This window comes from Dyella sp., from assembly GCF_035685885.1.
Lineage (GTDB): Bacteria > Pseudomonadota > Gammaproteobacteria > Xanthomonadales > Rhodanobacteraceae > Dyella.
The window spans coordinates 18,586-32,542 of sequence record NZ_DASRZX010000056.1; the positions used below are offsets into that span (position 1 = coordinate 18,586).

The window sequence follows — 13,957 nt, forward strand, 5'->3', positions numbered from 1 at the left end:
CGGCAACCCAATCGCCCAACCTAGATGGGGGCGATGACCGATATTTCGACCCGCGAGGTACCGACCATCGTCGTAGACGGCGGTTTTTCCCGAGGATCGCGCGCCCATGGGCGGAAACGCCGGATCGGACGAACGTTCAGCCGGCGGCTAAAGATCGAGCGGCTGGAGCGCCGTGGCGGGAGCCGAGCGCTCCCAGACTTCGTTGAAATGCTGCATTAGGGGTGCCTGCGCCGCCCGGTCGTGGCGAGCGGCGCGGGCGTCGGCGCGGCGTGCATCGGCCTGGAACAGGTAGCCGCCCTGGTCGGTCAGCAGATAAGCCGACGCGTAGGCCAGGTCGACTTCCTCCAGGGGAGTACGCACCTTCAGGATGCTGGGCAGGCGCTGGGCGAGCGCGATGAGACGATGGTTGTCCCGCAGGGCGGACGCCGGGTCGTGCAACAGGATGCGCATGTCCGCGCCGCGGCCCGACGTAGCGATGCGGCGCAGTTCCGCCAGTTCCAGCAGACTGGAATAGCTGTCGGCACTGAGTAGCGGTTGGTAGATGCAGAGCCGGTGGCGGGCTTTGGCCAGCAGTTGGAGCCGACTGGCGGCCATCTCCGCGCGGGTGCTGGCGGGAAGATCGGGTGCTGTCGTCGATCCGGTATTTCCTGCGTCGTCGTGCGCCAGATCGAGCCGCATCGCACGATGCATGTTGCCGGCATCCTCGAACGTGTCGCCGTGGGCGATGAAACCCTCTCGTTCGTAGAAAGGCACAGCGGAAAGCTGTGCATCCAGCTGGATGTCGGTCCAGCCTTGCGCGCGCGCCCTGGCAACCAGTTCACGCAGCAGGGCCACGCCGATGCCTTGGCCACGCCACGGCTGGCGGACGGCGACGCGGGAGATTTTCCCGTGCGGGGTGAGACGGGCGCAGCCCACCGGCTCTCCGTGCCCGTCACGGGCGAGCAGGTGGAACGAACTGTCGTCCACCTCGTCGAACGCCAGGGGCTCGGGCACGCCCAGTTCGAGCACGAAGACTTCCAGCCGGATGGCGCTCAGGGCCTCGCGCTCGGTGGCGCGGGCCCAGTCGGCTCGTTCGACATGGAAGTCCTGGAGTTTCACCGTTTGCGCTTCTTGTGGACGACCAGGTGGCCGTCGTTGACCAGGGCCAGCAACAAGGCAGCCTCGCTGGCCGGCAGTCGGGTTCCCGGGCTCAGCTCGCGCTCGCCGCACAGGCGTTCGGCCAAGTCGGCCGACGACGGATAGGCATGACCATTGACGAATAGCGTGGCGCCACGCTTGCCGCGCGCCCATGCCATGCGTGCCCACGGATGGCGCAGCAGCGAGGCGCCGCCATCGAGCTGCTTGAGCAGGGCCGTGTCGGTCAGCGCCTTTTCCGGAGGCACCGGCAACTGGGCGTTGCGGTAGCGGGTGATGAAGCGTCCGAACCAGTCGGTGAGAGTGGCGTCGTCCAGGCCGGCAGCGAACGGCAGCGCCTGTTTCAGGCGGGCGAGGGCGGCGCGGTCGATCTCGCCGGTGGCCTTGGCTGGCGCCAGGTCCGGGTCGGCGTAACGCTGTTCGTCGGCCAGGCGTTCGGCGAGGTAATCGGCCAGGTCGCCGGTGAGTTCGGCCTGAGACGGTGCACGCATGCCCACCGAAATGGTCATGCAGGGGCCGCCGAACGCGATGCCGTCGTGCGGGACGCCGGGCGGCAGATACAGCATGTCGCCAGGCCCGAGCAGCCATTCATGGGTGGGATCGAACTGCCGGAGCTGCTTGAGCTCCACGTCAGGGCGGAAATCGGTGGGCGCGTCCGGGTCGGTGCTGATGGCCCAGTGGCGCTGGCCGATGCCCTGCAGCAGGAACACGTCGTACTGGTCCACGTGCGGACCCACGCCGCCGCCCGGTTCGGCGTAGGAAATCATGATGTCGTCCAGGCGCCAGCTCGGCAGGAAGGTGAAATCCGCGAGCAGGGCGGCGACGTCGGCGTCCCACTTGTCCACGTCCTGCACCAGCAGCGTCCAGTTGCTGTCCGGCGTGGTGGCGAAGTCCTTCTCGGTCAGCGGGCCGGTCTTTATCTTCCAGCGGTCGCGCTTTTCGTCGTGGATGATCAGGCGCGAAAGCGCCGATTCCTCGAGGGCCAGGCCGGCGAGATCGTCCGGCTGGATGGGCGGCTGGAAGTCAGGAAACGCCTGGCGGATCAGCAAGGGATGTTTCTGCCAGTAATCGCGCAGGAACTGGGCAGGGGTCATGCCCAGCGGCTGTTTGGCGCTGCCGCGGACTTCGATGGGGAGGGGGCGTGATGTGGTCATCCGCGCATTCTAAGCCAAGGCGCGGCAAGTAGCCGTTGATGAGGGTCAGCGCACCGAGGCGCGCGTGCCCCGGGCTCGTTCGCATGTCGGCCGCATATGCCTGCGGGGAGATGAGCGGGAGGCCATGTGCATATGCCAACACGTCCTTTCACATGACAAGAGGGCATGACTACTTTGGACGGACAGAAGTATGGACGTCCAAAGGAAGGCGATGTGAACGCGCTCGTTGCGACGGAAAACCAGCTGCCATCGCAGGTACATGGCGAGCGATTGTCGGCGTTGGAGCGCCTGGTCGATGACCTCGGCCCCGCCGACCTCTACTGGATCGCCGCCTGGAGCGCGGCCAGGGCGGAGCGGCTGCAGCGTGGCGAGGCTGTCGCCACGTCGGCGAAAGTGGCCGGCGAACGGCTCACCATTCTTTACGGAAGCCAGACCGGCCAGGCCAGGCGCGTGGCTTCGCAATTGAGCACGAACGCCGAGAATGCTGGTCTTTCGGTGCGCCTGGTGCGTGCCGACGCCTATCCGCAGCGCGAGCTGTCCAGGGAGACGCATTTGCTGGTGGTGATGAGCACGCAGGGCGATGCCGAGCCGCCGGATGATGCGCGTGGTCTGGTCGAATTTCTGCTGGGCAAACGTGCGCCCAAGTTGCCGGGCCTGCGCTATGCGGTGCTGGGCCTGGGCGATTCGAGTTATCCGGATTTCTGCGCCATCGGGCGCCAGTTGGACGCGCGATTGGCCGAACTTGGCGGTACGCGCTTCGCGCCGCTGGGCGAAGCCGACGTAGATGTGGATGCCGTCGCGGCACCATGGACCGTGCATGCATTGGAACAGGCCAAGCAAGTGCTCGGCACCGCCTCGCCCACGCGCGTGACGACCTTGCAGTCGGTACCGAGCCGCGCGGTGCACAGCCGCGAGCGTCCCTTCGCAGCGCCTGTGCTGGACAACCAGTCCATCGTCGCGCGCGACGCCGGACGTGACGTGCGCCACGTGGAGCTGTCGCTGGAAGGCTCGGGGCTCTCGTATCAGCCGGGCGATGCGCTGGGCCTGTGGCCGCGCAATCCCGTGGCGCTGGTCGAGCAGTGGCTGGCCGTCCTGCGATTGGATGGCGAGCAGGTCGTCAACCATGACGGACGCAGCCTGTCGTTGCGTCATTGGCTTGCCGAAGAACGCGAACTCACGCGCCTCAGTCGTCCGCTGATCGCGGCGTTGGCGGATGTCAGTGGCGATGACGATCTCAAACGGTTGCTGCGATCAGACCAATCACCCGCGCTCGCCGCGTTGCTGGCCGATCATCAGCCCATCGACCTGTGGCGGCGTCATCCCGGTGTTTGGGGCGCTGAGGAACTGGTGGCTGCCTTGCGGCCACTGACGCCACGCCTGTATTCGATCGCTTCCAGCCAGAAAGCCGTGGGCGACGAAGTGCATCTGGCCGTCGCCGTGGTCGATTACGTGGCGCACGGCGAGCGTCACTGGGGAGCTGCCTCGTCCTTTGCGGCGCGGGCGGGCGACGATCAACGCCTGCCCATCTATATCGAACCGAACGAACGATTCCGCCTTCCGCAGGACCATGCACGCGACATCATCATGATCGGCCCGGGCACGGGCGTCGCGCCGTTTCGCGCCTTTGTGCAGGAGCGTCGTGAGATCGCCGCGCGCGGGCGCAACTGGTTGTTCTTCGGTAATCGCCAGTTCACCAGTGAATTCCTCTACCAGGTGGAATGGCAGGCCGCGTTGCGCGACGGCTCGCTGCACAAGCTCGATCTAGCGTTCTCACGCGACGGCGACGCCAAGGTCTATGTGCAGCATCGGATGCGCGAACAGGGTCGCGAGCTTTACGCATGGCTGGACGAAGGCGCACATCTGTATGTCTGCGGTGACGCCAGTCGCATGGCCAAGGACGTGCACGCCACGCTGATCGACATTGCCGTGGCGCACGGAGGCAAAACGCCGGAACGGGCGAAGCAATGGCTGTCCGATCTTCTGCAGCAGGGGCGCTACGCGCGCGACGTGTACTGACATGAGCAGCACGCTTTCCGATTTCGAGCGCATCAAGGCCATCAGCCGCCAGCTGCGGGGCACGCTGGCCGAAGGGCTGCGCGACCCGATCACCAACGCCATTAGCGATGACGATAACAAGCTGCTGAAATTTCATGGCAGCTACCAGCAGGATGATCGCGACCTGCGCGAGGAACGCCGCCGCCAGAAACTGGAGCCGGCCTACGCTTTCATGCTGCGCGCGCGGCTGCCCTCGGGCGTGGTGACACCGGCGCAATGGCTGGTGTTCGATCGCCTCGCTCGCGAATACGCCAACGGCACGCTGCGCATTACCACGCGCCAGACGTTCCAGTGGCACGGCATCATCAAGCGCAAGCTCAAGCCCACCATCGCCGCCATCCACGGGGCACTGGCCACCACCATTGCCGCCTGTGGCGACGTAGTGCGCAACGTGGTCAGCACGGCCAATCCGGTGGAGTCGGAAGCCCACGCGCAGGCCTATGCCTGGGCCACGCAGCTGTCCGAGGAACTCTCGCCAAGGACGCTTGCGTATCACGAAATCTGGCTGGACGGCGAACCGCTGGTGGGTGAGCCGAAAGACGAGGAGCCGCTCTACGGGGCGACCTATCTGCCGAGGAAGTTCAAGATCGGACTCGCGATACCGCCGCTCAACGACGTCGATGTGTTTTCGCAGGACCTGGGGCTGATCGCCATCATCGAGCAGGGCACGCTTGCGGGCTTCAACGTGGCCATCGGCGGCGGCATGGGCGCAACGCATGGCGATCCCAGCACGTATCCGCGACTGGCCAGTGTCATCGGCTTCGTGGTGCCGGAGCAGCTTCTGGCCGTGGCCGAAGCCGTCGTGACGGTGCAGCGCGACTGGGGCAACCGCAGCGAGCGCAAGCACGCGCGACTGAAATACACCATCGACCATCGTGGGCTCGATGTCTTCAAGGAGGAAGTGGAGCGACGCACCGGTTTCTCGCTCCAGCCAGCGCGCGATTATCACTTCGACCACAACGGCGATCGCTACGGCTGGATCGAAGGCGCCGACGGTCGCTGGCATCTCACCTTGCAGATCGAGTCGGGACGGCTGGCTGACGTGGGCGATCATCGCGGGCTCACCGGCCTGCGTGAATTGGCCAAGGTGCATGACGGTGATTTCCGGCTGACCTGCAATCAGAACGTGATCATCGCGAACGTGGCGGCAGCGCAGCGCGAACGAATCGATGCCATCGTCGCCGCGCATGGACTGGACCGCTACCGGCGCGACAGCGGCATTCGCCGTCACGCGGTTGCCTGCGTGGCGCTGCCCACCTGCGGCCTGGCCATGGCCGAGAGCGAGCGCTACCTGCCGCATATCCTTGTGCGGCTCGAAGCGCTGCTCGAATCGCACGGTCTGAAGGATGCCCCGATCCTGCTTCGCCTTTCCGGCTGTCCGAACGGATGCTCGCGTCCGTATCTTGGCGAAATCGCGCTGGTTGGGCGGGGGCCGGGACGTTATGACCTGCGCCTCGGTGCGGATTTCCGTGGACAGCGCCTCAATCGTCCCTTTCGGGAAAACGTCGATGAGGAGGCCATCCTGGGCGCGCTCGCACCGCTGTTTGCCCGCTACGCCGCCGAAAGGGAAGCAGGCGAGCACTTTGGTGATTTCCTGCATCGCGTCGGCGTGTTGGTAAACGAAACCCGACACATCGACCTGGAGATGCTTGCATGAAGCAGGCGCTGCTGGACGAGGCGCAAGACCAACCCCGCGCGCTGGACGAACTCAACCGATGGCTGGGAACGTTGAGCGCCGAACAACGGGTGGTATGGGCGCTGGCCTATGCGCCGGGTACACACGTGCTCTCGTCCAGTTTCGGTGCCCAGGCGGCTGTTTCCCTGCACCTGCTAACTCGCCATCGTCCCGACCTGCCCGTGTTGCTGATCGACACCGGCTATCTGTTTCCCGAGACCTACCAGTTCGTCGACGAACTCAAAGGACGCCTCGCGCTCAACCTCAGGATCTACAGCGCGACGGAAAGCGCGGCATGGATGGAGGCGCGTGAAGGCCGATTGTGGGAGCGCGGCGTGGCGGGCATCGACCGCTACAACCAGCTGCGCAAGATAGAACCGATGCAGCGCGCCTTGGCGGAACTTGATGCGGGCAGCTGGTTTGCCGGACTGCGGCGCAGCCAGACACGCACGCGCGCAGCGATTCCTTTTGCCGAGCGCCGTGACGGGCGCTGGAAATTCCACCCCATCGCCGATTGGAGCGACCGCGACGTGGGCATGTATCTGCGCCGGCACGGACTGCCGTACCACCCGCTGTGGGACCAGGGTTACATCTCGATCGGTGACGTACACACCACGCATCGATGGGAGCCGGGCAAGGACGTCGATGCCACGCGATTCTTTGGCCTCAAGCGCGAATGCGGACTGCACGGCCTCGTCTGATCTTCAGAACACAAGATCCATTCCAGCGCCCCGCGCTGGCCGCCCCGACAAAACAAGAACGCCAACATGAGCCAGATAGCCTTCGCCGATGCGGGCATTGCCTTGTCCACAGTCACCGAACTGGTGGCGCCCCATGGAGGCACGCTCAAGGAACGATACCTTCCGCCTGATGAAGCCGCGGCGTTGAAGCAACGCAGCGCGGGATTGCCCGGCGTGGATCTGGATACGCGCCAGCTGTGCGACCTGGAGCTGTTGCTCAGTGGCGCATTTTCCCCGCTCGAAGGTTTCCTCACGCAGCCCGACTACGCGCGCGTGGTGGATGAGCTGCGACTCGCCGACGGCACGTTGTGGCCGATACCGATCACGCTGGACGTGAGCGAGGCGTTCGCTGCCAAACTAGCGCCAGGTAGCGAAGTTGCGCTGCGCGACGCGCAAGGCGTCCCGCTGGCGGTGCTTGACGTGGAAGACATCTATCGCCCCGATCGCCAGCACGAAGCACTCAAGGTATTCGGCACGACGGACCGCACGCATCCTGGCGTTGCCGACCTGCTCGATCGACAGCGCCCGGTGAACCTGGGAGGCCGCGTCCGGGGTATCCAGCCACCGTCGCACTACGACTTCACCGCGCTGCGCGATACGCCACGCAGCCTGCGCGCGTGGTTCGAGGCACATGGCTGGCATCGCATCGTGGCCTTCCAGACGCGCAACCCGATGCACCGCGCTCATCGCGAGCTCACCTTGCGCGCCGCGCAGCAAGTGGGTGCCAAGCTGCTGCTGCAGCCATCGGTGGGTCGAACCAAGCCTGGCGATGTCGATCACTACACGCGAGTGCGCTGCTACCAGGCCTTGTTGCCGCAGTATCCGGCGGGGAGCGCAAGGCTGTCGCTGCTTCCGCTTGCCATGCGCATGGGCGGCCCACGCGAGGCGCTTTGGCACGCGATCATTCGCAAGAATTACGGCGCCAGCCATTTCATCGTCGGTCGCGATCATGCGGGTCCCGGCAAGGATGCGAGCGGCAAGCCGTTCTATGGGCCGTTCGACGCGCAGCACCTGCTGGAGCAGCATCAGGACGAGCTTGGCATCCAGGTCGTGCCGTTCCCCGCCATGGTGTACGCCGCCAATCGCGACACCTACCTGCCTTCCACCGAAGTGCAGCCGGATGATGAAGTGCGCGATATCTCGGGCACCCAGCTCCGCGAGCACCTGCGCGAGGGCAGCGAGATCCCGTCGTGGTTCTCGTTCCCCGAGGTGGTGGACATCCTGCGCGAGCGTCATCCGGCGCGCGCGGCGCGAGGCTTCGCGCTGTTCTTCACCGGACTCTCCGGCGCAGGCAAATCGACCATCGCCGAAGCCGTGGTGGCCCTGTTGCTGGAACGCACCAGCCGTGCTGTCACCGTGCTCGATGGCGATGAGGTGCGCAAACACCTTTCGCGCGGGCTGGGCTTTTCGCGCGAGGATCGGCACGCCAACGTGACGCGTATCGGCTATGTCGCCAGCGAGATCGTTCGCCACGGTGGCATCGCCGTTTGCGCGCCGATCGCACCCTACGCCCAATCGCGCGCGGAGGCGCGTGCGCTGGTCGAGTCGCATGGCGACTTCATCGAGATCCACGTCGCTACTGATTTGAAGGTGTGCGAAGCGCGTGATCGCAAGGGACTTTACGCGCAGGCGCGTGCGGGGACGATCGCCCAGTTCACCGGGATCAGTGATCCCTACGAAGTGCCAGAGCAACCGGAGTTGCGCGTGGACGGCAATGCCGCGGAGCCGGTGGTGTTGGCGCAGCACATCGTGGAGCTGCTGCAGGGGCTAGGGTTGTTGAGGGGATGATGGGTCGGGGTGTGGGACGGTTGACTCTCATCTCCTATGCCGGCGAAGGCTGGATGGGTGAAGAGGGCTTGTAAGGCGGCGCCAAAAGGGGCGGCGTGAGTTGAGCGGTAGCTGTGGAATCTGGTTTTGGCGGTGTCGCCAGGTTGCTTGCCTGCCACGGGCTTCCGTCCTCCTGCCGGAGGCCGGGTTACTTCTCTTTGGGCAAGCAATAGAGAAGTGACTCGGGCCGCAGTAGCGGTTCGGAACCCCGCCGAAAGCGAGCCCCTGTGTCGCGAACACCAAGTTCGAAATCAAGGCAACAAATGATTCGACGCACTCGCGATTCTGGGATGCCTTCTGCGCTCTATGCGCCTGTATTGATTACCTGCAAATGGCGAATCCATACACCTGAGAGATTCTTCACGGCGTTACTGCACCCCGCCCAACGGTTCAACCACCTTCTGCGGCACCCGCCGCTCCCGCCAATGCGGCACGCTGCTCCATGAGCCGGCGGCAGCGCCGTTGGCGAGCGCGCGGCTCACCGCGCGACGCTCCAGGTGCGGGGCGAACACGTTGATGAAATCAAGCGTGTACTCCCGCAGCACGCTTTCGCGGCGCAGGACGATCCAGGTCGTGCACGCTTCAAAGAGGCCGTCCGCATCCAGTTCGCGCAGGTCGATGTCGCGCTCGGGCTGGAAGGCCATCTCGGCAAGAATGCCGATGCCCAGGCCTTCGCGCACATACGTCTTGATCAGGTCGGCGTCGCTGGCGGTCATCGCGATCTGCGGATGCAGGCTGGCCGCGTGGAATGCGCGTGCCAGCGACGATTCCGGCTTGAGCGACGAGTCGTAGCTGATCAGCGGATGCGCGGCCAGTTGTTCCAGCGCCGGCGGCTGCTTCTGTTTCGCCAGCACGTGGCCATGGGGCACGAGCACGATGCGGTTCCAGCGATAGGCGGGCAGGGCGATGCCGTTCGGCGGTGCGGCGCCCGCTGCGGTGCTGACGATGGCTAGATCGACATGCCCGCTTTCCAGCAACGACATCACGTCCGAATCGCTGACCGGCTGCAGATGCACACTGACCTGCGGATAGCTTCGGCTAAGCGAGGCGACCGCACCTGGCAGCGCGAAGCGCGCCTGCGTATGGGTGGTGGCAATACGCAGCGTGCCATGCGCCTCGTTGCGCAGGTTGGCGGCAATGGAGCGGATGTTGGCCGCTTCCGCGAGGATCACGCGCGCACGCTCCAGCACATGCGTACCTGCATGCGTGATGGCATGCAGGCTGCGACCCTTGCGATGGAACAGCTGGAAACCCAGCTCGTCTTCCAGCTGGCGAAGCAGCTTGCTGAGGCCAGGCTGCGTGGCGTGCACGCGCTCCGCGGCCAGCGTGATGTTGAGTCCTGCGTCAGCGATGGCGACGAGGTAGCGAAGTTGGGTCAGGGTCATGGCTCGGGTTCCGCTGGCGATCGAGAGGGTGGAGGCTCGTGGTCGCGGAACGGATACATCGCGCGACCTTGCCCGGCGACGGCCCGCGGGTGCGGGAGGCCGTGTCGGCAACCACCGGTTTGCGATGAAAGTCCATGGTCGATGGGTTGGTTGAATGACGTGAATTAGACGTCTATACATCTATTGCTGCGATGCGTCAATACCGGCGTTTTGCTCCGCGGCTTATAACGGCCGGGTATATCCCACGCCGCACAAATCATTTGCGCGGCCCCGAAGGCTTGCCTAGCTTGCGGCGATACCATCCCGTTCGCATGGAGCCTGGGCTTTGATGAAGCTGTACCCGCTGTTCGCCGATCTTTCCGGACGCCAGGTGCTGGTGGTTGGCGGCGGCGTGGTGGGCGAGCGCAAGGTGGCAGGATTGCTGGAGGCGGGTGCCCGCGTGACGGTGGGTTCGCCTGAGCTCACTCCCTTGCTGCGGGACTGGGCCAGACAGGGTCGGATCATCTGGCAAGAGGGCTTTTTCAGCGACGCCTGGCTGGATGGCGCATGGCTCGTTGTCGCTGCGACTGACGATCCCAAGTTGCATGAGCATGTGCGTGCCCACGCCGAGGCCCGGCAGGTGTTTCTCAACGTGGTGGACGATGCCGATCGCTCAAGTTTCCACGTGCCCGCGGTGATCGATCGTTCGCCGTTGACGATCGCGATATCCAGCGGCGGCCATGCCCCCATGCTGGCCCGCCTGTTGCGCGAACGACTGGAGGTGCTGGTCGATCCTGTCGTGGGTTCGCTCGCCACGCTCCTGGCCGAGATGCGCGGACGCATTCGCGCACGCTTGCCGGACCTGACGCGCCGTCGCCGGTTCTACGAACGCTTGTTGAGCGGGCCGGTGCAGAGCCTCCTCCGGCGAGGGCAACATGCCCTGGCCGAAGCCTCGGTCGAACGCCTGCTGGAAGCATCCGACCTGCCGCGAGCGGGATCGGTTGTCCTGGTCGGGGCGGGCCCCGGTGATGCTGGCCTTCTTACGCTTCGCGCGCTGCGTGCGCTCAACGAGGCCGACGTGATCCTGCACGATCGCCTGGTGAGCGGCGCGGTGCTGGCGTTGGCGCGCCGGGATGCCGAACGCATCGAGGTGGCCAAGCAGGCGGGCCAGCATCACGCCACCCAGGAACAGATCCATGCGCTTATGCTGGAGCATGCAGCGGCGGGCAAGCGTGTGGTGCGCCTCAAAGGTGGCGACCCCTTCATATTCGGCCGGGGCGGCGAGGAAATTGCCTTCCTGCGCGACCATGGCATCGCCTACGAAGTCGTTCCCGGCATCACCGCGGCATTGGCTTGTGCCGCCTATGCCGGTATTCCCCTGACGCATCGCGATTACGCGCAGTCCGTCCGGTTGATCACCGCCCACTGCCGCAATTCCGTCGACACGCTGGATTGGGCTGCCCTGGCGCAGGATCGCCAGACGCTGGCGGTGTACATGGGCAGCAGCGAGCTTGCCACGCTGCAGGCGCAACTGCTGGCTCATGGGCGTGCCGCCAGCACGCCATTCGCTCTGGTCGAAAACGGTTCGCGTCCTGAGCAGCGTGTCATTACTGGAACACTTGCCGAACTGGCAGCGCAGGCAGCTTTGCATGAGGTTCGCTCGCCGGCCTTGCTGATCCTCGGCGAAGTGGCTGCGTTGGCTCATTCCCTGGCGTGGTTTGGACGTCCGCCCGTGGCTGCGGATGCGCCGCCGCGCCTGACGTTGACCGAGGCGGCTTGACACAACCTTAGCCCGCGCGGGCGCACCATCGCGCAACAATCTACCCATCCATGCCGTGCCTCGGAGTGACTCCATGATCTACGACAGCATCCTCGACACCATTGGCAATACGCCCGTCGTGCGCATCCATCGGCTCGGGCCGAAGCACGTAACGCTGTATGCCAAGGTGGAGTCGTTCAATCCGGCCGGCTCGGTGAAGGATCGCCTGGCCTACGCGATCATCATCGATGCGGAGCAGAGGGGCACGCTAAAGCCCGGCCAGACCGTGGTGGAAGCGACCTCGGGCAACACGGGCGTTGCGTTGGCTGCGGTCTGCGCGGCGCGTGGTTATCCCTTCGTGGCGGTGATGAGCGAGACGTTCTCGGTCGAGCGACGCAAGCTGATGCGAGCCTACGGTGCGAAGGTCTTGCTGACGCCCGGCGCCGAGCGCGGCAGCGGCATGGTGCGCAAGGCCAAGGAGCTTGCCGAAAAGCATGGCTGGTTCCTGGCCCAGCAGTTCGAGAATCCGGCCAATCCGTCTTACCACCGCAACACCACGGCAGCGGAAATCCTGCGCGATTTTGCGGGCAAGCGGCTCGACTATTTCGTCACTGGCTGGGGCACTGGCGGCACGCTTACCGGCGTGGGCGAAGTGTTGAAAGTGGCGCGTCCCGAGGTAAAGGTGATTGCCAGCGAGCCGGCGGGCGCGTCGCTGCTGACGGGCAAGGAATGGCAGCCACACAAGATCCAGGGCTGGACGCCTGATTTCGTGCCGGGCGTGCTGAACCGCGAGGTGGCACACCAGATCCTGCCCGTTGATGACGTCGTTGCTCGCGACACGTCGCGTGCACTCGCGCAGCAGGAAGGCATCTTCGTGGGCATTTCCTCGGGCGCCACGTTGGCCGCGGCGCTGCAGGTGGCGAAGGATGCGCCGGAAGGTTCGGTGCTGCTGGCGATGCTGCCGGATACCGGCGAGCGGTATCTGTCGACGTTCCTCTTTGAGGGTGTCAATGAGGGGTCGGACGAGGTGGAGTGACTACCGGAGCGGCGGGGAGGTGGGGGCTTTTTCCCGCCTCTCTCTCTCTAACTCTGTAGGAGCGCACCCTGTGCGCGATGGCCTTTCGCCGCGGTCCTTTCTGCCGTCATTCCTGCGAAAGCAGGAGGCGCTTTACAGCAGCCGAATGGCTGGTCATCCAGTGACTTTGCATTTGGTTTTTGATTCGGCGTCGTCGCCAGCGTGCCGCCTACGACCGAAGGAAGTCCCTGTGGGACGCAGCGGGCGTTTCGACGTCCTGTCGGACGCCGAGTCACGTTTCTTTTGCTGGCCCAAAAGAAACGTGACCCAAAGAAAATGGCCTGAAGAGCTGGCAGCACTGCGCTGGATACAAGCCTGTCCACTAAAGCAGCGACAGCGCGTGGCTTTACTACCTCAAACGGCGCGGCTACTCCGCAACGCGTCGAAGTACTGAGGACTTAAAGAAGTACTGAGGACTTAAAACGGAGCCGCGATTGAATCGCCCCGGGTTTTGAGGAGGCTCCAACTCTTGAGAAGATGGAGCCATGAACAAGTCGAACAAGTTCTCACCTGAAGTCCGCGAGCGCGCAGTGCGCATGGTGCAGGAGCACCGCGGGGAGTATCCGTCGCTATGGGCTGCCGTCGAATCGATTGCCCCGAAGATCGGTTGCGTGCCGCAGACGCTGCTGGGCTGGGTCAAGCGCCAGGAGATCGATAGTGGCGTGCGCGAAGGCGTGACCACCGCTGAGGCGCAGCGCGTCAAGGAGTTGGAACGCGAGGTCAAGGAACTGCGCCGGACCAACGAGATTCTGAAGCTGGCCAGCGCGTTTTTCGCCCAGGCGGAGCTCGACCGCCGACTCAAGTCGTGAGGGCGTTTATCGACAAGCACCGCAGCACCCACGGAGTCGAGCCGATCTGCAAAGTGCTGCAGATCGCCCCGTCGGGATATCGCCGTCACGCGGCGCTTGCACGTGAGCCTCACCGGCGCTGCGCCCGGGCTCAACGGGACGAGGCCTTGGTGCCACAAATTGAGCGCGTCTGGCGGGCCAATCTGCAGGTCTATGGCGCCGACAAGGTTTGGCGGCAGTTGGGACGCGAAGGCACGGCGGTGGCGCGCTGCACGGTCGAGCGGCTGATGCGCCGGCTCGGCTTGCGCGGCGTGATGCGCGGCAAGGTGGTGCGCACGACGATCAGCGACAGCAAAGCGCCCTGTCCGCTGGACAAGGTCAATCGG

Annotated in this window: 9 protein-coding genes, 1 pseudogene and 1 other annotated feature; of the genes and pseudogenes, 7 read left to right on the top strand and 3 right to left on the bottom strand. The window is 65.0% G+C overall.

Going from position 1 to position 13,957, the window contains the following annotated elements; all coding sequences use genetic code 11:
- Positions 1–147: 147 nt before the first annotated feature.
- Positions 148–1,098: a GNAT family N-acetyltransferase gene (locus VFG49_RS07000; protein ID WP_324858846.1), complete on the bottom strand. Its 951-nt coding sequence runs from the start codon at positions 1,096–1,098 to the stop codon at positions 148–150.
- Entirely contained in the window at positions 1,095–2,288 is a 1,194-nt protein-coding gene (locus VFG49_RS07005; protein ID WP_324858848.1) for a cupin domain-containing protein, read from the bottom strand. The genes VFG49_RS07000 and VFG49_RS07005 overlap by 4 nt, the downstream gene beginning before the upstream one ends.
- 165 nt (positions 2,289–2,453) lie before the next feature.
- Here VFG49_RS07005 and VFG49_RS07010 point away from each other — a divergent pair, with 165 nt between their 5' ends.
- The 4 genes from VFG49_RS07010 (at position 2,454) to VFG49_RS07025 (ending at position 8,546) form a co-directional block, all read left to right on the top strand.
- A complete protein-coding gene (locus tag VFG49_RS07010) occupies positions 2,454–4,304 on the top strand; it encodes an assimilatory sulfite reductase (NADPH) flavoprotein subunit (protein WP_414649074.1) in 1,851 nt (616 codons plus the stop codon).
- A gap of 1 nt (position 4,305) precedes the next feature.
- On the top strand, positions 4,306–6,000 hold the full coding sequence (cysI, locus tag VFG49_RS07015; RefSeq protein ID WP_324858852.1) for an assimilatory sulfite reductase (NADPH) hemoprotein subunit: 1,695 nt from the start codon (positions 4,306–4,308) through the stop codon (positions 5,998–6,000).
- Positions 5,997–6,719 (top strand): phosphoadenylyl-sulfate reductase, encoded by a 723-nt coding sequence (locus VFG49_RS07020; RefSeq protein ID WP_324858854.1) that lies wholly within the window; start codon positions 5,997–5,999, stop codon positions 6,717–6,719. The genes cysI and VFG49_RS07020 overlap by 4 nt, the downstream gene beginning before the upstream one ends.
- Positions 6,720–6,785: 66 nt before the next feature.
- Positions 6,786–8,546, top strand: coding sequence for a bifunctional sulfate adenylyltransferase/adenylylsulfate kinase (locus VFG49_RS07025; protein WP_324858856.1), 1,761 nt, complete (start codon positions 6,786–6,788; stop codon positions 8,544–8,546).
- 407 nt (positions 8,547–8,953) lie between these two features.
- Here VFG49_RS07025 and VFG49_RS07030 read toward each other — a convergent pair whose 3' ends face one another.
- Positions 8,954–9,970, bottom strand: coding sequence for a LysR substrate-binding domain-containing protein (locus tag VFG49_RS07030; protein WP_324858858.1), 1,017 nt, complete (start codon positions 9,968–9,970; stop codon positions 8,954–8,956).
- A gap of 328 nt (positions 9,971–10,298) precedes the next feature.
- Between VFG49_RS07030 and cysG the strand changes: the two genes are divergently transcribed.
- The 3 genes and pseudogenes from cysG to VFG49_RS07045 form a co-directional block, all read left to right on the top strand.
- On the top strand, positions 10,299–11,729 hold the full coding sequence (gene cysG, locus VFG49_RS07035; protein ID WP_324858860.1) for a siroheme synthase CysG: 1,431 nt from the start codon (positions 10,299–10,301) through the stop codon (positions 11,727–11,729).
- Between the two features lie 73 nt (positions 11,730–11,802).
- A complete protein-coding gene (cysK, locus tag VFG49_RS07040) occupies positions 11,803–12,744 on the top strand; it encodes a cysteine synthase A (protein ID WP_324858862.1) in 942 nt (313 codons plus the stop codon).
- A gap of 524 nt (positions 12,745–13,268) precedes the next feature.
- A pseudogene (locus VFG49_RS07045) lies at positions 13,269–13,957 on the top strand (IS3 family transposase); the annotation flags it as partial.
- Positions 13,547–13,663: a sequence feature (AL1L pseudoknot), on the top strand. Its footprint overlaps the pseudogene before it by 117 nt.

Bases quoted from the DNA above. Each gene is read 5' to 3' on its own strand.
- VFG49_RS07005 (WP_324858848.1), bottom strand. From the start codon at position 2,288: ATGACCACATCACGCCCCCTCCCCATCGAAGTCCGCGGCAGCGCCAAA.
- VFG49_RS07010 (WP_414649074.1), top strand. From the start codon at position 2,454: ATGACTACTTTGGACGGACAGAAGTATGGACGTCCAAAGGAAGGCGAT.
- cysI (WP_324858852.1), top strand. From the start codon at position 4,306: ATGAGCAGCACGCTTTCCGATTTCGAGCGCATCAAGGCCATCAGCCGC.
- VFG49_RS07020 (WP_324858854.1), top strand. From the start codon at position 5,997: ATGAAGCAGGCGCTGCTGGACGAGGCGCAAGACCAACCCCGCGCGCTG.
- VFG49_RS07025 (WP_324858856.1), top strand. From the start codon at position 6,786: ATGAGCCAGATAGCCTTCGCCGATGCGGGCATTGCCTTGTCCACAGTC.
- VFG49_RS07030 (WP_324858858.1), bottom strand. From the start codon at position 9,970: ATGACCCTGACCCAACTTCGCTACCTCGTCGCCATCGCTGACGCAGGA.
- cysG (WP_324858860.1), top strand. From the start codon at position 10,299: ATGAAGCTGTACCCGCTGTTCGCCGATCTTTCCGGACGCCAGGTGCTG.
- cysK (WP_324858862.1), top strand. From the start codon at position 11,803: ATGATCTACGACAGCATCCTCGACACCATTGGCAATACGCCCGTCGTG.